The organism is Burkholderia sp. Ac-20353, assembly GCF_017104785.1.
Classification (GTDB): Bacteria; Pseudomonadota; Gammaproteobacteria; order Burkholderiales; family Burkholderiaceae; genus Burkholderia.
In genome coordinates, this window is record NZ_JAAGPL010000016.1 from 16,781 (window position 1) to 33,687 (window position 16,907).

Genomic DNA, 16,907 nt, shown 5'->3' on the forward strand with positions numbered 1-16,907 from the left:
ACGCTTACTCCTTCGTCCACCCGTTTTGATAAAGCTGGCTTGCCAGACCGCCCAGTCGCGCCGTGAGGATATAGTTCTCACCGTCTTCGATCAGCGCCGACCGGACATCACGGAAGATCTTCTCGATCGGATACTCGCGCGTGGTTCCATTGCCGCCGAACAGCTGGAGCGCTTCTTGAGCGATCTTCATCGCCTCTTCCGTCACGCTGACCTTGGCCTGCGCGCTCGCGTAAGGATGGGTCTGCGGCGACATCCGCGCGAACGCGAGGCTGCGGCGCGCAACAGCACGCGCCATTTCCAGTCGGCGCAGCATGTCGCCCAAGCGCAGTTGCGTCATCTGATGCTCGATGAGGAAGCTCCCGCCCTGCTTGCGCTCGTGACAATAGGCCAGCGCCAGTTCGAATGCAGCGCGGGCAGCACCGGTGAACACCTGGCACATATGCGTTCCGGCGTACGACCACGTCGTAGCCAAGGTGCCGAGGAATTCATCCTTCAGCGCAATGGCGAAGCGCTTCGGCACCTTGACGTTGTCAAAGAAGATTTCACCCTGCGGCAGCGCGCGCTGGCCGATCTTGTCCAAGGGTTTGCCGCGCGAGATCCCCGGCAAATCGAGCGGAATGATCAGCCCGATGCCATTCGTCTGGGTGGCGTTTTCTCCGGTGCGGTAGAAGCCGTCACCGTAATCCGCCGCCATGTAGGCAAGCGCGACCTGCGCCACCGAGCCGTTCGACACCCACGACGAATACTGCCCGTTGATGATGATTTCGTCGCCAACGACCTTCGCGGTGATGTTCCCCACCGGCTGCTTGCCGTACGCGCTGATTTCCTCGCGGTAGAGCGTCACGGCATCGGAGCCGCGGTCGGGCTGCGTGCTCGACCAGCAGCCGATCTTGCCCGTGCACATGTCGATCAGTTCCTGGTTGCCGACTGCCTGGGCCATCGTCAGCGGCAGACCCGCAACGCCAATCGAAATGGCGAGGCCCGAATCGCCCCACCCGAGCTCCTCACCAATGATCGACTCGATCCGGATGGCGACTTCGGGCGGAAACTGCGCGATCAGTTGCGGGTCGAGCCCGAGCTTGGTGGCCTCGATCACGGCCGTCCAGTACGGAGACCCGAGCGCAATCACGTCCTCCGGTGTCATGCGATCGAGCTCCCGGCCAATCGGGCGCAATACGTCTCGCGCAAAGCGATGGACGGTGCTCTGGATCGCGCGTTCCTCTTCGCTCAACGGCGTCTCGAAACCGGTCGGCCAGACCGACGGCAGCTCCACGTTTTTTTTCAGGCGAATCATGTTGTGCTCCTCCTTTCCTTTTGCAGTTAAAGCGCTCGCCTTCAGGCTGCGGCGTCGCGCACCTTACGGTTCACCCGATCGTCCAATGTGTTCGCTCCTGTCAATACCCCATTGATGAGACACCATCGGAACGGCTCAGGCGGTAGCGAGGGCGTGTCGTGACGCAACGCTGTCAGCAGCGGTGGCTCGGTACCGTGAATCTGCTGGGCAATCATGTGCCCCACCATGGATTGACTTGCCAAGCCATGCCCCGAACACCCGGCGGTGTAGTAAATGTTCTGGTTCGGCCCGGTTGTGCCGACCACGGGAAGCGCGTTGCCGGCGGAGCTGATATAGCCGCTCCAGCAGTGCCGCAATGCAACGTCCTTCAAGGTCGGCAGGCGCTCATGAAGGCCCGTCCTCAACTCACGATACTGATCGTAGGCGGGCACATTCGGCGTCTCAGACCCGTATGGATAGTGGATACGCTTGACGGTCGAGATGATCGTGTTGCGTGCCGTCAGGCGGAAGCTTTCCATGCTCCAGTGGCCGGTCACGATGCCTTCTCGCCTTGGCCAACCCAGCGATGCCAGTTGCTCTTTGGACAGCGGTTCGGTCTCGATCGCCGAGATCCGCAATGGCACCACCTTGTTTGCGAGCACACCGAGCTGCGGGGTGTAGGCATTGGTGGCAAACATCAGCACCGGCGCGCTGACGCTACCGCGCGGAGTCTTCACCTGGATGACCGGGCCTTCGGTGTAAGACAGCAGCGGCGTGTTCTCGTAAAGCTTCACGCCAGCTCGGAGCGCAGCGCGCCGCAGCCCCATCACGTATTTGCCGGGGTGGAGCGTGCCGCCGATCGGTGTGTATTCGCCAAACAGAAACGCAGGTGGGATCCCGCGCGCGCGCATCTGCGCCTGATCCAGAAACTCCGACTTGTGGCCGTGTTCGACGCCAACCTGCATATCCGCGCGGATCCTCTTCTCCTGCGCCGGATGGACGCCCGCACGGATCCAGCCGGACTGGACGTATTCGCAGTCGATATCGTGTTCCTTGAGCTTGTCTTCGACGAAGCCGACGGCGTCGTCGTAGTAGCGGACGATCTGCGTCGCGCGCTCTTTGCTGATGCCCTTGAACATGAGGTCGTATTCGAGCGCCATGGCGCCGGCCACATAACCCGCGTTGCGTCCGCTTGCACCGAAGCCCGGAAACTCACGCTCGATGACAACCACTTTCGCGCCCTGCTTGGCGAGCTCCAGTGCCGCGGAAAGGCCCGCGAACCCCGCGCCGGCAATTACCACGTCCGCGCTGACATCGCCCTCGAGCGCGGGCTGCATGTCATCAGGCTTTTCCACCCAGCCACCCAGCGCACGATATTTTTCCAGGTCGGCTCGCTCTTTGCCGTCCTCCGCCCGTTTCGTGCGCGCACTTTGCATCGCCGCCACGGCTGGCACGGCAACGGGTGCGGCTGCCGCGCCTTTCACCGAATTGCGTGGGGTCATTTCTGCCCCCTCGGCCCGCCCTTCCGGCTTTGTGTCGAGATCCATGCTCATTTCAATCTCCGTCAATCCTTGCTCAAAATGTGCACGGCAAGCGCGGCTTCTTCGATTCCCTGGAAGCCTCCGCCGTTTTCCTGAATGGCATGACGCGCGCCCTGCACTTGACGTTCGCCCGCCTCGCCACGCAACTGCGTGACCAGTTCGTAGAGCTGACCGATACCGGTTGCGCCTAACGGGTGTCCTTTCGATTCGAGGCCACCAGACGTATTGATGGGGATGCGCCCGCCGATCGTAAAATCCCCGCGCTCAGCGGCGGGGCCGCCTTGGCCTAGCGGCACCAGCCCCAGGTTTTCTGCCTGGACGATCTCCCCCATCGCCGATGCGTCGTGCACCTCGGCAACGTGCATGTCTTCCGGGCCGAGGCCGGCCTGCTCGTACGCCTGCAGGGCGGCCAGACGACCGATGTTCCTTTCCGGCTCGTCGATGCCCCGGTGCGTGAAGCTGCGGATCACGCTTGCCGCGACGCGAATGCAACGTTTTCGGTCTGCACCAATGCGCCGCAGTCCCTCTTCGGTGCAGAGGATCACCGCAGCTGCGCCGTCCGAGATCGGCGCGCACATCGGCAGCGTGATCGGGTAGGTGATCGGCGCCGCCGCGAGCACCTCGTCGATCGTGAACGGCTTGCGGAACTGCGAGTACGGGTTGTGCACCGAGTGCCCGTGGTTCTTCGCCGAGACGGCCGCGATCTGGCGCTGCGTCGTGCCATAGGTCTTCATGTGATACCGGCACAGTGCGGCATAAACCGACATGAAGCGACTGTAGGGCAGTTCGGATTCCGAGCCAGGGGGCGGCTCGATGCCCTCGCCTAGCTTCACCAGCGTCGCGAAGTTTTCCTCGACGCGCGACACATCCCACCCGCCGTCGAATAGCGCGAAGGCCTTCGCCTTGTCCGGAACGTTCATCTTCTCCGCGCCGATCGCCAGCGCCGTATCGCACGCGCCGGCCTTCAGGCTTTGTATTGCCAGGTGCACGGCGGTGCTGCCGGAGGCGCAGGCATTCTCGACGTTGAACATCGGGATGCCTTCGAGCCCGATCTTGCTGAACACCACCTGACCCGGGATCCCTGTCTGCCCCTGGAGCGGGCCATTCGTCATGCCGGCATAGTAAGCCGTGCCAATCGCATCGGCGCTGCAGCCCGCGTCCTGCAGCGCACCACGCAGCGCCTCGCCTGCAAGGTCATCGATACTGCGTTCGAGGTGCCGGCCGAATACCGTCATGGCGATACCGGCAATGTAGATGTTGGTCATGGTTGTCGCTCGGCTCAGATCTTGCGTTGCAGGCCTTGCCAGTACTGCTCGCGCAAGTCCTTCTTCAATACCTTGCCGACCGTGCTGCGCGGCAGCGCGGCGACGAAGTCCACGCTCTTCGGCGCCTTGACCGAACCAAGCTTCTCCTTGCACAGCGCGACAAGTTCTTCCGCGCTCACGCTCTGTCCGACGTTGAGTTCCACGACCGCCTTCACCGCTTCACCCCACTTCTCGTCGGGCACGCCGACCACCGCACAGTCCTGCACCGCCGGGTGTGCCCAGATCACCTGTTCGACTTCGCTCGGGTACACGTTGAAGCCGCCGCTGATGATCATGTCCTTCTTGCGGTCGGTGATGTGCAAGTAACCATCGGCATCGAGATGACCGATGTCGCCGGTGTGCAGCCAGCCGTCGACGATCGTCTCCGCGGTCTTGTCCGGCGCCTTGTGATAGCCCTTCATGATCAGATCGCCTCGCACGCAGATCTCGCCCGTCTCGCCTTGTGGCAGCACCTCGCCCTGATCATTCATGATCTCGACGCGGATCAGCGGGTTCGGACGGCCGACCGAGGACAGTCGCTCATCGGACGCGATCTTCCCGTCGACAAAATGCTCGGCCGGCGTCAGATACGAGATCGAAGCCGGGGCTTCTGTCTGGCCGTACCCGCCGGCCATGACGGGGCCGAACACCTCGATCGCGCGCTTGAGTTTCTCCACCGACATCGGCGAGGCACCGTAGAAGAAGTACCTGAGCGACGAGAAATCCTGCTGCTCGATGCCCGGAATATCGAGCAGGCGATAGATGACCGTCGGCGGGAGGAAGAATTCCGTGACCCGGTGCTTTGCGATGGCGGCGAGCAGCAGAACGGGATCGGGTTTCGGGAGCACGACCACGGTGCCGCCACGTGCGGTGCAGGGCAGCGACAACATTCCGGCGGTGTGCGTCATCGGTGCCGCGGCGAGATTCACGGGGCGCTGCGTGCCATATGGGAACGCGATCATGGACTGCGCGAAGTACGCCTGAAACGCGCGATGCGAGTTCATCACGCCCTTCGGCGCGCCTGTCGTGCCACCGGTGGCCGACAGCGTGACGATGTCGTCCATGTCGTAATCGACGCGCGGCAGGGTCGCCGGCTGGCCTGCACTCCACGTTGCAAGCGACGGTGCCCATGGCAATTCAGCATCGATGCACACCCACAGCCTCACTTTCGGCAAGCTGGCGCGCAGTTCTTCGATGATCGAGGCGAAGGCCTGGGTGAAGAACAGTGCCTCGCAGTCGAAGGCGTCGAGCACGTACTGGTTCTCGGCGGGTGCATTGCGCCCGTTGACGGGGATGTACACCATGCCGGCGCGCCACATGCCGAGCGCGCAGCCCCACCCGATCACGTCGTTGTCTGCCCAGACCGCGGCCTTCGCCTCCTTCTCGAACCCGGAAGCGAGCAGCCCGTTAGCGACGCGGCACGAAAGCTCGCCAACCTCCTGGAACGAGAAACTGCGCTCGCCCTGGATATACGCGATGCCGTGGGGATTGATGCGCCATCCACGGTCGAAAAAATCAATGATTGCCATTTGCGTATGCCTTGGAATCCATACCAGGTCGATCGGGTTACAACTGCGAGATCGTCGCGCGCGCCAGCCCGCGCTGCTCCAGGAACCCGAGCAGGTAACGGTGCCCAAACGCCTTGGAGCCGGACGCGAAACCGACCTTGGCGATCTCGCCGTCGATGAGCTTGATGGCGCCGGCAACCTGAAGCGCCCCGGTCGAGATATACGGCGTGGTGCCGTGCAAGGTCGCCCGCACCGCCGCAATCTGACCGCGTCCGATTGCGAAATCGACAGTGCGATGCAGCGACGTGCGTTCGCGCGGCGGCATGGCCGGCGTGGTCGAATCGACGATCTGCTTGAGCACCACATCCTGCTGCTCGCGCGGCAGGTTCGCGTACTCCGCCTCCCACTTCTGGCCGAGTGCATGCACCGTCTGCATCACGTTGTTGTCGTAGAAGCCCACACACGAAATGCAACTGCGCACGCGCGGATCGTTCTCGAAGTACACCGGCAGCGACGTGCCGCTCCACGGCAGCGCAAACACCGGTTGCAGGAAGTCAGGAGAGGAGACATTGAACGAGGCATGCTTGTCATGCGGCACCAGCTTCTTTTCCCACAGGTAGCACGCTTCCTGGCGATAGGTATCGAAGATGGTTGCCGTGGACCCCACGCTCACGCCGGCGCTGCCACCACGCGGACCGCGCGCCAGGGTCGCCGTCTCCAGTGCATCAACGCCCGGCGTCTCGAGCGCCAGTTCGGCGGCGATTTCCGCGAACGAGTACATGTACGCGATCGACGGCGACACCAGCAGCCCGGCCTGCCGGTACAACTCGCCAAAGCCGTCGCGCACTGCGCGGACATGGCTCTGCTCACCGCTTGTGTCGAGATAATGACAGCCGGCCTTGAGCGCCGCTTCGACGGCAACGGGCCCGAAATTGCTGAACGGCCCGACGGTGTTGCACACGACCTTCGCGCCGCGGAAAGCCTTGATGAGCGAATCGACATCGTGATCCGCTTCGATGATCTCGTAGTCGGCGGATTCAAGACGCACGACGCGCTGGGCCATCATTTCCTTCGTGCGGCCAGCATTGCGCGCCACCGCGGTGAACGGGATGTTCTGGTCGATCAGCCAGTCCATGATCAACATGCCGGTGTAACCGCTTGCGCCGTAGACGACGACGGGGTGCTTTGCCATGGTTGTCTCCTGATACCTCTGTGTTAAGGGTTGGGTTGATCAAACGTCTTCACCAAAAATCAGATGCTATACGTATCATCGGCCTAGTAATTACGTATCGACGGCCTAATAGTAGAGGCGAATCGGCCTACATTCAAGGCGACGGCAGTTAGGGGAAACACCAACTGCCCCCCACAAACGATGTCGCATCGGGTGCCGATGGGACCGTGCGGCGGCGCAGCAGCCGAAACGCTCAGGCGATTGGCTGTAGCCACAGGTCATCTGGAACCCTTGACCGGAGAATTTGGGACGAAGGCAGGATCTGCCGCCCAATCCACACGAGTCGGAGCTTGACGGGAGCACCTGCCCACTCACGTGCTCGCTGTTCATACGTGCAAGCATGGAAAAACACAGCGGCGTTTTGCTCTTCCATCGGATAGGCCTATAATTTCGTACCGTTTTGTGTGAGTTTCAGGAGAGCCGACGTGCAAAAGAGGGCAGTCAAGCAAGAAATCCCTGACCATTCCGAGGAAGCGAAACCGGGCATGCAGCCGGCAACGCAACGAAATCGGGAACTACGCATCAGGGAGATCATTGATGCCGCCCGCCAGGTGTTGCAGGAGGATGGTTACGCCAGGTTCGCGACGCGCCGCGTAGCGGATCGCGTTGGCATCACACATGGAAATCTCCAGTACTACTTTCGAACGACGGAAGATTTGCTGCGCACGGCGCTCTCGGCCTATGTGAGCCAGGTCATGGAGGACTACACGGCGATCGCGAGTCAGCCGGGTATTGGCGCTGCGCAACGTTGCTCCGCCCTGATCAGTCGTATTTTTCAGAACATCAACGAGACCGATCTGCCAAAGTTCATGGTTGAGCTCTGGGCTTTCGCGTGGCATGAAGCCTATGTAGCGGAGCTGGTGAAGGAGATGCAGGCGCGGTTTCGAAGCATCTTTGTGAAGTTGCTGTCAGAACTCCACCCGACGTTGACTAGCGAAGAGTGCCTGGTGCGTGCCGTCGTTATCGGCGCGCAGGTGGACGGAATGACGATATTCGCGTCCCACGGCGCTTACCCGGGGAGAGACTATATCGAGTTCGTTCGCGTGGCGAAGCGCGCGGTAAAAATGATTGTTAGCGCTTCGCCGCAAGTGCTGAAGTGCGAGGCGCCTCTTCGTCGTTCGCGCACTGACGCTCATGGCAGCAGCGACGCTCAGGGCGACGGCCTGGGATCTGATGGGTACCTTCAGTCACGGTTACTGGGTCTACGGGTACCGCAACCGGCTCAAGACGCCTTCTATTACCGGCCAACGGCCCAAGGGAAGCGCAGAGAAGTCAAGATCAACGAGATCGTTTCCACGGCCGCCAACCTGTTGGCGACGGAAGGCTATGCAAACTTTACCTTGGCGCGGGTGGCGAAAGAGCTTGGCATCCTGCCATCGGCGCTCCAGAACTATTTCCCGACCTTTGATGACCTGCTCCGTACGACAATGGGTGCGCTGGGGCAGGTTTATCTGGAAGGCTTCGCGGAAATTGGCAAGCCCAGCGGCAAACCGGCGCTGGAACGTCTGTGCGAAATCGCCACGCTCTTCGAGGATTCCCGTGATCTTGCCGTGTATCGACTCTGGTCAGAGCTGTGGGCACTGGCCCAGCATTCGGATATCACCCGTGAAATTGTGAGGAACGGCTACGCCGCCTACAGGGTGGTCTGCGCCGATCTCATACGGGAGATCGATTCGTCGGCGACGGCGCGTGAGTGCCTCGCTCGCGCGACACTCATCGCAGCACTGGTGGACGGTGCATTTGTGCTGAATTTTTCTGCGCAGAATCAACCTGTGAGCATGGATCGCGTATTCGAACTAATCCTCGCGATAACAGTTCGCGTCGCACATGGGCAAATTGCCACAAGCGACGCAGCGTAGGCCAAGCCGGCAGGTTTTCAGCGACGACTCCTGACAGGTTACGGCGGCGTTTCAGCCCGACGCCACTCACGAGTACGATCGTTCGCTTCCCGACGACACGATGGCTCGCTGATGAGCACGATCACGGCGAACACAAACGCGATCCGCAAAAACCGGGCATTATTGACGTTTGCCGTCGCGCGGACCGCCCGACGCACGTTTCACGCTCACTCTTTCAGACCGCGAACGATCCATGACGAATCAACCTACCCGGACCGCAACCGATCAGCCCGTCGACATGATCATCTTCGGCGGCGGCGGCGACCTGGCCGCCCGCAAGCTGCTGCCTGCGCTGTACATGGCGCATCTGCACTGCAATCTCCCGTCCGACACGCGCATCATCGCGGTCGGTCGCCGCGACTGGGGCATCGACGGCTACCGGGCGTTCATGGAGGAGCAATCGCGTCCGTTCATCGACGAGAAGGCCTTCGACCCGCAAGCGTGGAGCCGCTTCCTCGACCTGTTCCAGTACGTGCTGATCGACGTGGGTGCACCCGGCGACTATGCGCGGCTCGCCGAAGCCGCGCGCCCCGGCGCGATCCGCGTGTTCTACCTGTCGACGTCGCCGGAGCTGTTCACGACGATCTGCGACAACCTGTCCGCCGCGCAGCTCGTCGACGCGCACGCGCGCGTCGTGCTCGAAAAGCCGCTCGGACACGATCTCGCGTCCGCGAAAGCGATCAACGACGCGGTCGGCAAGCATTTCGCGGAATCGCAGATCTACCGGATCGACCACTACCTCGGCAAGGAAACCGTGCAGAACCTGATGGTGCTGCGCTTCGGCAACCCGATCTTCGGGCCGCTGTGGCAAGCGCCCAGCATTCGCAGCGTGCAGATCACGGTCGCGGAAACGGTCGGCGTCGGTAGCCGCGCCGGTTTCTACGACCATACGGGCGCGCTGCGCGACATGGTGCAGAACCACCTGCTGCAGCTGCTGTGCATCGTCGCAATGGAGCCGCCTGTGTCGCTCGATCCGGACGCAGTGCGCGACGAAAAGCTGAAGGTGCTGCGCTCGCTGCGGCCGATGGCGGTGTCCGACGTCGCGCGCGACACGGTGCGCGGCCAGTACACGGCGGGCGCGGTTGACGGCAAGCCGGTCAAGGGCTATCTCGAAGAGGACAACGTCCCCCCGGACAGCCGCGCGGAAACCTTTGTCGCGCTGCGTGCGCACATCAACAACTGGCGCTGGGCGAACGTGCCGTTCTTCCTGCGCACCGGCAAGCGGCTGCAACGACGTCAGTCGGAAATCGTGATCGAGTTCGCCGACATGCCGTTCTCGATCATCCCGAGCGGGCCGCGTCACTACGGCAACCGCCTCGTGATCCAGCTTCAGCCGGAGGAATCGATCCAGCTGCAGATGCTCGCGAAGGAGCCGGGCAGCGGCATGAACATGGTGCCCGTCAACCTGAACCTCGATCTGCAGCAGGCGATGCCGGAACGTCGCGCGGAAGCGTACGAGCGCCTGTTGATCGACGTGATTCGCGGGCGCCTCACGCACTTCATGCGCCGCGACGAACTCGAGGCGGCGTGGGCGTGGGTCGAGCCGATTCTCGACGGCTGGAAGCAACTGGGCGATCGGCCGCGTTCCTATACGGCCGGCACGTTCGGTCCGGCCGCGTCGTCCGCGCTTCTCGCGCGGGACAACATGTCGTGGGCCGAGGAAGCCTGACCTGGCGAGCGGTGGTCTGCCGAGGCGGTCGTGTCAGGCGGTCGCCTCGAGCCGCTCGCGATGACGCGCGGTGTTCGCGTCGTTGCGGTCGACCTTCACCGCATGAGGGTCGACTGCGGCTTTCGGATAAAAAGACTGACGGGAAGCGTCCACGTTACGAAGCCACGGCGACGTGGCGCACGCCTGCAAACAGCATGCGAGTGAAGAGCCAGTACGCGGCGCCTACACCGACGACCACAATGACGATCAGCAAACCTGCCGCCACACTGGCGGGGAGATGAAGGCTGCTCAATACCTGCATTGCCCCGTAAGCAAGCAGCGAGACGGAGATCATCGCCGCAATCGATGAACCCAGCAGGCGCCAGCCGTGCAGCCGCGCCAGGCCACGAGGCAGTCCACGCAGCGCGCCGGCGAAAGCCAGCGCGACTGGAATGGCTGCTGCGCCAATATAGCCTGCTACCGCCCCTGCCGGCCCGGGGCCATCGTCAAAACGGATCAGCAACATAGCCATCGCCTGCGGCATCAGAAACAGCAACGCGCACGCCAGCGTCCACGCGGCAAGACCCGCCACACGCAACCGTGCATCGACTGACGGTATCCCGGGCAATGCATCCTTGCGCAGCAGACGAGTAGCAAACCACCATGCCAGCCACGCAACCAGTGTGTAAAGCACCGGATTGACCATCGGCAACAGCATGATCACCAGTTTCTGGTAGAGCTCGTCACGATCGATGAATCCCTGCACCAGTGCGTTCGCCAGGTAACCCCGGGCAATCTCCCAAACGGCCAGAAATAGCGCATAGATAGCCAGCAATAGCGCGGGCCGGCGGAATGCCAGTTGCTCGTGCCGTTCGCCATGCCATTGCGCGATCAGGAATGCGAGACCTGCGTTGAATACGATGCCGAAGATAAAAGCGGACCCTATGATGGCCACGCGATCTTCGGGTAGTGAAGATGACGCGAGCAGCCTGTGCAGGCTATACACGAACAACAGGGTCGGGACAATGGCCGCAACGGCGGCAGCCATCCAGGGTAACGACGTGGAACGGGCATTTGCATTCATATAGGCATTACCGTGACGGGCAGGATGTTGTCGACCATTCTTACCAGGCCGTATGAGCGACGGGATTCTCGAGCCACGCGGCAGCGTGTTTGCGACCGTCTGGTTCGCCCGCCCAATCCGAAACCAGTGCGTGTGCGTCATTCAGATATTCACCCCGTTGCTGCGCCAGTACGGTGTCACCCCAACCAACAGGGGTGCCGGCCCGCGGCTCGGCATAAGGATCATCCTGGGCGACCGCGGACAGGTTCTTGATCGCGTCAGGCCAGATCGGCGCACGGCATGTCACATTCGCCATCATCCGCATGACGGTGAAGGTCAGAATCGCCGGCATGGCCAGCAGTCGCATGAAGAGCGACACGTTCATGCCGAAGCCATACAGGGAAAACAGGAACGATTCGCGCGGCGTCTCCCGCCGGGTATGAAACAGCATCGGTTTGGGCAGGTCGCGTGGGCCGTCGTTCATGTACAGGCACCAGTAGTTCCACTGGGCCAGTGCCAACCGGATTTGCGAGCCCGTCCACTCGCGGCCGATCGAGAATACCCGCGTGACGTTGCCTTGTTCGTCCACCGTGTAGTGCCGGATATGAAACACCGTGCCGTAAGGAGATTCCTCGCGATGCAGACAGAAGATCGAATCGTCCGTCCACGGGGCTTCCCATACGACATCGCCCTCGCCCGGTTTCGCGAAAAATCGTCGGTTCCTGACTGCATAGAGTTTGCGCGTTGCGCGATGGAACCGGATGGGCCGGTCGCACAGGCCAAAGAACAGGCCGCGACCGAGATTCCAGACGATCGAACCGAAAAGAAACGAAGCAAAGATTGAAAGAATAATCTCAAATATGCCACCACCTGGATAGCGAATAAATGTCAGCCAATAAATATATGGCCCAATTCCAGCTGCCAGAAAAGCAATAAAGACGGCCATGATGACCCATTGCCTGTCAAGGAACGATGGATCGATCACATCCATGAAGGTGGAGTTGATGCTGAATACCGTCCCCAAATCCTTGATTTCCGGCCCGGCTGGTTGATTGATCCGCAGGCGGTGAGCTCTATCCCACTCGGGGATGGGCGAGCCGATGCACTTTTGCATCAATCGCTCGTCCATGCGTCACCCCGCCGTCGATTTGAAGTACACGATCATGAAACCGATCACGATGGAGGTCACCAGGATCGTCCAAAGAGGCGGTAGCCAGCTAGCGATGGCTTGCCGATGAACTCGTTCGGGGCGAGCTGCGCGTTATCCGGCAGAATTTCGAGCGAATACGCAAAATCCTTCGAAAGCGATTCGGTCGCGTCAAACGCGTTCGGCAGCAGGATTTTGTAAGGTGCGTCGTTGTCCACGGACGCGAGTTGCACCAGCCGATTGTGTTGCGGACCCAGTGCCAAGTCTCTCAGTGCTTGATTGGAGTTCTGCATGATTGTTCTTCGTTTTCTTCCTCGGTCCGGGCGTGACGCCAACCGGGCTGCCCGTGAGCCCTGAAACCAGATGGCGATAATCACCGGCGATTCCGGTATCCGAGATTCGCCGTGATTTATTGCCATAAAACGAGAGATATACCACAAAGCTCCTGAACGTTACACGGTAGAAATGTCAGGGACTCTCAATGCGTCTCGTTATTTGAAAGAAAATCAGAAGCAGAATGAAATATTTGGCCGAGCAACGTCTGGTTGGCGGGATTGTCCCCACCACCGTGTAGGGTTCTGCTCGAGTGAGTTTGTAAAAGCGTCATGTCATCCTCGTACGGACCGCGGCGTGATTGTGCCAACGGCAGCCGTCGCGGCCACCGGGGAGAAACCGAAAGTGCAGTGAACCTGCCGCAGATTTTCCGCATACTGTTTGCATCGAAGCCTTGTAGGTGCGCCATGACCAGCCACCGCCGTCAGAAGGTCGGGGCTTTCCTGGGGATGCTCGCGATCCTGCTGAGCACGGTCGCGCCGATCGTTTCCCAAGTGCTTCAGCGCGCCAATGCCGATGTCCATGATCATGCGCATCACATGCATCATGGGCACCATGCGATGGCGGTCGCCCAGCTTGCCAGCACAGCGCATGCCGAGCACGCCGCGCACCATCACGGTTCCGATTCGTCGCCGTTGTTCGACGCGTGTCCTTATTGCGGACTGATCGCACATGCGCCGACCTTGCCCAGCGCGGTAGCTAATTCCGGCGTCCCGCCGCCGAAGCTCTCGTTCCGTCCGCCTGTCGTAGTCGACGCGTTTCGTCCGTACACGATTCTGACTCCGGCCCAGCCGCGCGCACCTCCTGCGTGATCCTGAACTTCGTTGACGCTTTCCAGCGATTCCGGCGATGTCGGTGCACGACGTCGCCGGAATCGCGCGTGCCTGCGCCGCGTGCGCCCTGCGAGTCCTTTCCGGCCCGCAGGGCGACCGCCGGCGCGGTGCGTGATGACAACATGATCAGGACCAAACATGCGAACCATACTCAAACGGGGCGCCGCGGTGTTGTGCGCGCTCGCGCCTTGCCTCTCCCCGGTCGATGCGTCGGCTCATGCGGTGGCCGGCAACCGGGTGTTCCCGGCGACGATGGCGGTCGACGACCCGGGCGTCGGAGACGAACTCAACCTCAACTTCGGCCACCTTCAGTCCGACACCGGCGATGGCGACAAGCAGAACACCAATACGACCACGCTCGAATGGGACAAGCGGATCACGCCGAGCTTCCAGCTTTCGGTGACGGGCACCTACGTCAACCTGAACGCGCCGAACGACGGCTCGGCACGCGGCTTCGACAACTGGCAGGTCGGCGCCAAGTACCGCTTCTACGTGAACGAAAAACACGAGTTCATGGCGTCGGTCGGCGCGTTCGCGGAGCTCGGCGGGACCGGCGCGCATTCGATCGCCAATCCGCACTCGGCCGTGACGCCGACGCTCTACTTCGGCAAGGGTTTCGGCGATCTGCCCGACAGCCTGAAATACCTGAAGCCGCTGGCGATCACGGGGACGGTCGGCCCACGCATCACGTTGAACAGCGCCGATCCGAATTCGCTGAGTTGGGGCGTCACTGTGCAATACAGTGTGCCGTACCTGCAAAGCCACGTGCAGGACATGGGGCTCACGGCGCCGTTCAACAACCTGATCCCCGTCGTCGAGTTCCCGATGAGCACCTGCACGGCCAGTCCGTGTTCGGGACAGACGACCGGGACGATCAATCCCGGCGTGATGTGGGTCAATCGCTGGGGCCAGTTCGGCGTCGAGGCGCAGATTCCCGTCAATCACGCAAGCGGAACCGGCGTGGGCGTGCTGCTGCAGGCGCATCTCTACCTCGACGACGTGTTTCCGAACACGATCGGCAAACCGCTTTTCGGCAAAGGAGAATAGCCATGCGTGAAGTCAGGCGTCGTCGGCGCGACCCGTGCGCCGTGGCCGCCGTCGACCCGAACGACCGGAAGTCGATCAGCGTCGCGTTGCCGCCCGACAAGTACACCGTGCACTGGGTGGCGGTGGCTGCGGACGGGCATCGCACGCACGCTGACTACTCGTTCAGGGTGAAGTAACGGGACCGCTAGCGCGCGGGTAGCCGACTCGCCCGCTGCAGCGGCTCGCACGCGCCGGGTATCGGCCCATCCGGCCGATACCCGGCGCCACCTCGACAGGGGCGGCAACGAGGAATCGCAACGAGCGACGCGAACGAGTTGCCAATCGTGCCGATGCGGCGCTTTCGCCCAGTGGCGAGTTAACGTCCGGCGATGTATGGCTGCAACGCCTTCAGCCAGCAGGCGACTGCAACGGCCCCGCCATCGGGAGAGCCGATCGCGCGCGCACCCAGATAGCTCGCCCGGCCCGCGCGTGGCGTCATATGTGACGTGTTTTCCGCACCGGACTCCGCGGCGCTTACCGCCGTTGCCCACGCTTGCGCGACATCGTGACCGGATTTCAGTCCACGCTCGAATGCGGTGACGGCCGGTACCAGCGCGTCGAGCATGGTGCGATCGCCGGGCTTCGCGCCCCCCAATTCGCTGATCGCGTCAGCCGCACCGGCCATCGCCGCGGCCCAGTCTTGCGCAGTCGGGTTCGGACGATCCGCCAGCGTTCGGGCCGCCCGAATCAGCGCCGTCGCGTAGAACGGTCCCGAACTGCCCGCTATCGCCCTGCGCAATGCCATGCCGAGCGCGGCGAGCGCGCTGTCGGGGGTTGCCAGAGCGGCAGAGGGCACGGCAAGAATGGCTTGCGCGGCGCGCGTCATGCTGGCCCCGAGGTCGCCATCACCGGCCTTCGAATCGAGTTCCGTGAGGATGGCTTCGTGGTCGAGCAGCGCGTGCGCGACCGCTTGCAATGCAGGCCGGAGCCTGTCGGACCATCCGTGGCCGCCATCGTCCACATCCGATGCACTGGCCTCCAGATCAGGTAACGTGGCAGCGGGCTCGATACGAATATGATGATTGATGGTCCCGACGCCCGGCCACGCGCGCGCTTCCGTGTCGGCATCCAGCAACGCGAGCATCTCATCATCCACGCGTAGCAGCGAGATGGAGCAGCCGGGCATATCAAGGGCCGACAGGAAGGTACCTGCCCACGCGCGTTCAACGGTCACATTCCGGCGCTCCAGGCTTTCGAGCGCATCCCGCAGAACGATCGACAGTTCCATCTCCGGCGTGGCGCCCAGTCCGTTCACGAGCAGTGCAACGCGTTCGCCGCTTTTCAACGCGAGGTCCTCGATGATGTTCGCGAGCAGCGTTTCCGTCAGTTCGCTCGCCTGCATCGGCGCAGTACGCTCGACGCCCTTCTCGCCATGAATACCCAGACCGAGTTCGATCTCGTCGTCCGCGAGGTGAAAGCCCGCCTTTTCCGCGCCCGGCAACGTACATCCGTCAAGCGCGACGCCCATTGTTCCAAGGTTGGCGGACGTCTTCCGTGCAATGGCGGCCACTTGATCCAGCGACCGTCCCTGGGCCGCGGCCGCTCCGGCGATCTTGTGGACCAGCACGGTACCTGCGATGCCGCGACGCTGATGGCGCTCGATTCGACCGCGCAGCGACACGTCGTCTGCCACGGTCACGATTTCAACCGGGATCCCTTCGGATCTTGCCAGCTCGGCCGCGAGACCGAAGTTGAGACGGTCGCCCGTGTAGTTCTTCACGATGAGCAACGCGCCGTTCTCTCCGCCGGTCGCGTGAATCGCCGCGAGTACGGCGTCGGTCGACGGGGACGTGAAAACCTCGCCGCACACGGCCGCACTGAGCATGCCGTTGCCCACATACCCGCCATGTGCCGGCTCATGACCGCTGCCCCCGCCCGAGATCAGCGCGACGGCGCGTTCCGACGGAACGGGGAGCCCCTGCCGGACCAGCACGTTCTCGTCGCCCAGTATGGCGACGTGCGGCGCTTGTCGCGCTATCCCTTCCAGCATCTCGCGGACAACAGCGGACGGATCGTTGATAAGTTTCTTCATTTGCAGTCTC

Annotated in this window: 13 protein-coding genes and 1 pseudogene; 5 read left to right on the top strand and 9 right to left on the bottom strand. The window is 62.3% G+C overall.

Going from position 1 to position 16,907, the window contains the following annotated elements:
* Positions 1 to 4 precede the first annotated feature (4 nt).
* The 5 genes from G3N94_RS08020 to G3N94_RS08040 all read right to left on the bottom strand — a co-directional run bounded on the left by G3N94_RS08020 (position 5) and on the right by G3N94_RS08040 (position 6,818).
* Positions 5 to 1,294, bottom strand: a complete 1,290-nt coding sequence (locus tag G3N94_RS08020; RefSeq protein ID WP_205791777.1) for an acyl-CoA dehydrogenase — start codon at positions 1,292 to 1,294, stop codon at positions 5 to 7.
* A 41-nt stretch (positions 1,295 to 1,335) separates the two neighbouring features.
* Complete coding sequence (locus tag G3N94_RS08025) at positions 1,336 to 2,709, bottom strand: FAD-binding oxidoreductase (protein ID WP_241021693.1); 1,374 nt, start codon at positions 2,707 to 2,709, stop codon at positions 1,336 to 1,338.
* Positions 2,710 to 2,837: 128 nt separating this feature from the next.
* On the bottom strand, positions 2,838 to 4,079 hold the full coding sequence (locus G3N94_RS08030) for a thiolase family protein (protein ID WP_205791778.1): 1,242 nt from the start codon (positions 4,077 to 4,079) through the stop codon (positions 2,838 to 2,840).
* A gap of 14 nt (positions 4,080 to 4,093) precedes the next feature.
* Positions 4,094 to 5,647 (bottom strand): AMP-binding protein, encoded by a 1,554-nt coding sequence (locus G3N94_RS08035; protein WP_205791779.1) that lies wholly within the window; start codon positions 5,645 to 5,647, stop codon positions 4,094 to 4,096.
* Between the two features lie 37 nt (positions 5,648 to 5,684).
* Positions 5,685 to 6,818, bottom strand: coding sequence for a DUF5938 domain-containing protein (locus tag G3N94_RS08040; protein ID WP_205791781.1), 1,134 nt, complete (start codon positions 6,816 to 6,818; stop codon positions 5,685 to 5,687).
* 464 nt (positions 6,819 to 7,282) lie between these two features.
* Here G3N94_RS08040 and G3N94_RS08045 point away from each other — a divergent pair, with 464 nt between their 5' ends.
* Both G3N94_RS08045 and zwf read left to right on the top strand, forming a co-directional pair.
* A complete protein-coding gene (locus tag G3N94_RS08045) occupies positions 7,283 to 8,716 on the top strand; it encodes a TetR/AcrR family transcriptional regulator (RefSeq protein WP_205791784.1) in 1,434 nt (477 codons plus the stop codon).
* Positions 8,717 to 8,948: 232 nt separating this feature from the next.
* Entirely contained in the window at positions 8,949 to 10,424 is a 1,476-nt protein-coding gene (gene zwf / locus G3N94_RS08050) for a glucose-6-phosphate dehydrogenase (RefSeq protein WP_205791788.1), read from the top strand.
* 154 nt (positions 10,425 to 10,578) lie between these two features.
* Here zwf and G3N94_RS08055 read toward each other — a convergent pair whose 3' ends face one another.
* From G3N94_RS08055 to G3N94_RS08065, 3 genes are all read right to left on the bottom strand, one after another.
* Positions 10,579 to 11,451, bottom strand: coding sequence for a hypothetical protein (locus G3N94_RS08055; RefSeq protein ID WP_205791791.1), 873 nt, complete (start codon positions 11,449 to 11,451; stop codon positions 10,579 to 10,581).
* A 76-nt stretch (positions 11,452 to 11,527) separates the two neighbouring features.
* A complete protein-coding gene (locus tag G3N94_RS08060) occupies positions 11,528 to 12,595 on the bottom strand; it encodes a DUF6708 domain-containing protein (protein WP_205791794.1) in 1,068 nt (355 codons plus the stop codon).
* 56 nt (positions 12,596 to 12,651) lie between these two features.
* Entirely contained in the window at positions 12,652 to 12,906 is a 255-nt protein-coding gene (locus G3N94_RS08065; protein WP_205791797.1) for a hypothetical protein, read from the bottom strand.
* A gap of 390 nt (positions 12,907 to 13,296) precedes the next feature.
* Here G3N94_RS08065 and G3N94_RS08070 point away from each other — a divergent pair, with 390 nt between their 5' ends.
* From G3N94_RS08070 to G3N94_RS08080, 3 genes and pseudogenes are all read left to right on the top strand, one after another.
* Positions 13,297 to 13,758, top strand: a complete 462-nt coding sequence (locus tag G3N94_RS08070; RefSeq protein ID WP_205791800.1) for a DUF2946 domain-containing protein — start codon at positions 13,297 to 13,299, stop codon at positions 13,756 to 13,758.
* A gap of 159 nt (positions 13,759 to 13,917) precedes the next feature.
* Complete coding sequence (locus G3N94_RS08075) at positions 13,918 to 14,826, top strand: hypothetical protein (RefSeq protein WP_241021685.1); 909 nt, start codon at positions 13,918 to 13,920, stop codon at positions 14,824 to 14,826.
* A gap of 44 nt (positions 14,827 to 14,870) precedes the next feature.
* Positions 14,871 to 15,002 (top strand): annotated as a pseudogene (locus tag G3N94_RS08080) (copper resistance protein CopC); the annotation flags it as partial.
* A gap of 179 nt (positions 15,003 to 15,181) precedes the next feature.
* Here G3N94_RS08080 and G3N94_RS08085 read toward each other — a convergent pair.
* Positions 15,182 to 16,897 (bottom strand): dihydroxyacetone kinase family protein, encoded by a 1,716-nt coding sequence (locus G3N94_RS08085; RefSeq protein WP_205791801.1) that lies wholly within the window; start codon positions 16,895 to 16,897, stop codon positions 15,182 to 15,184.
* Positions 16,898 to 16,907: the final 10 nt, after the last annotated feature.

Excerpts from the sequence above, each read along its gene's own strand:
- G3N94_RS08020 (WP_205791777.1), bottom strand. The coding sequence starts at position 1,294 with ATGATTCGCCTGAAAAAAAACGTGGAGCTGCCGTCGGTCTGGCCGACC.
- G3N94_RS08025 (WP_241021693.1), bottom strand. The coding sequence starts at position 2,709 with ATGCAAAGTGCGCGCACGAAACGGGCGGAGGACGGCAAAGAGCGAGCC.
- G3N94_RS08030 (WP_205791778.1), bottom strand. The coding sequence starts at position 4,079 with ATGACCAACATCTACATTGCCGGTATCGCCATGACGGTATTCGGCCGG.
- G3N94_RS08035 (WP_205791779.1), bottom strand. The coding sequence starts at position 5,647 with ATGGCAATCATTGATTTTTTCGACCGTGGATGGCGCATCAATCCCCAC.
- G3N94_RS08040 (WP_205791781.1), bottom strand. The coding sequence starts at position 6,818 with ATGGCAAAGCACCCCGTCGTCGTCTACGGCGCAAGCGGTTACACCGGC.
- zwf (WP_205791788.1), top strand. The coding sequence starts at position 8,949 with ATGACGAATCAACCTACCCGGACCGCAACCGATCAGCCCGTCGACATG.
- G3N94_RS08055 (WP_205791791.1), bottom strand. The coding sequence starts at position 11,451 with ATGGCTGCCGCCGTTGCGGCCATTGTCCCGACCCTGTTGTTCGTGTAT.
- G3N94_RS08060 (WP_205791794.1), bottom strand. The coding sequence starts at position 12,595 with ATGGACGAGCGATTGATGCAAAAGTGCATCGGCTCGCCCATCCCCGAG.
- G3N94_RS08065 (WP_205791797.1), bottom strand. The coding sequence starts at position 12,906 with ATGCAGAACTCCAATCAAGCACTGAGAGACTTGGCACTGGGTCCGCAA.
- G3N94_RS08075 (WP_241021685.1), top strand. The coding sequence starts at position 13,918 with ATGCGAACCATACTCAAACGGGGCGCCGCGGTGTTGTGCGCGCTCGCG.
- G3N94_RS08085 (WP_205791801.1), bottom strand. The coding sequence starts at position 16,897 with ATGAAGAAACTTATCAACGATCCGTCCGCTGTTGTCCGCGAGATGCTG.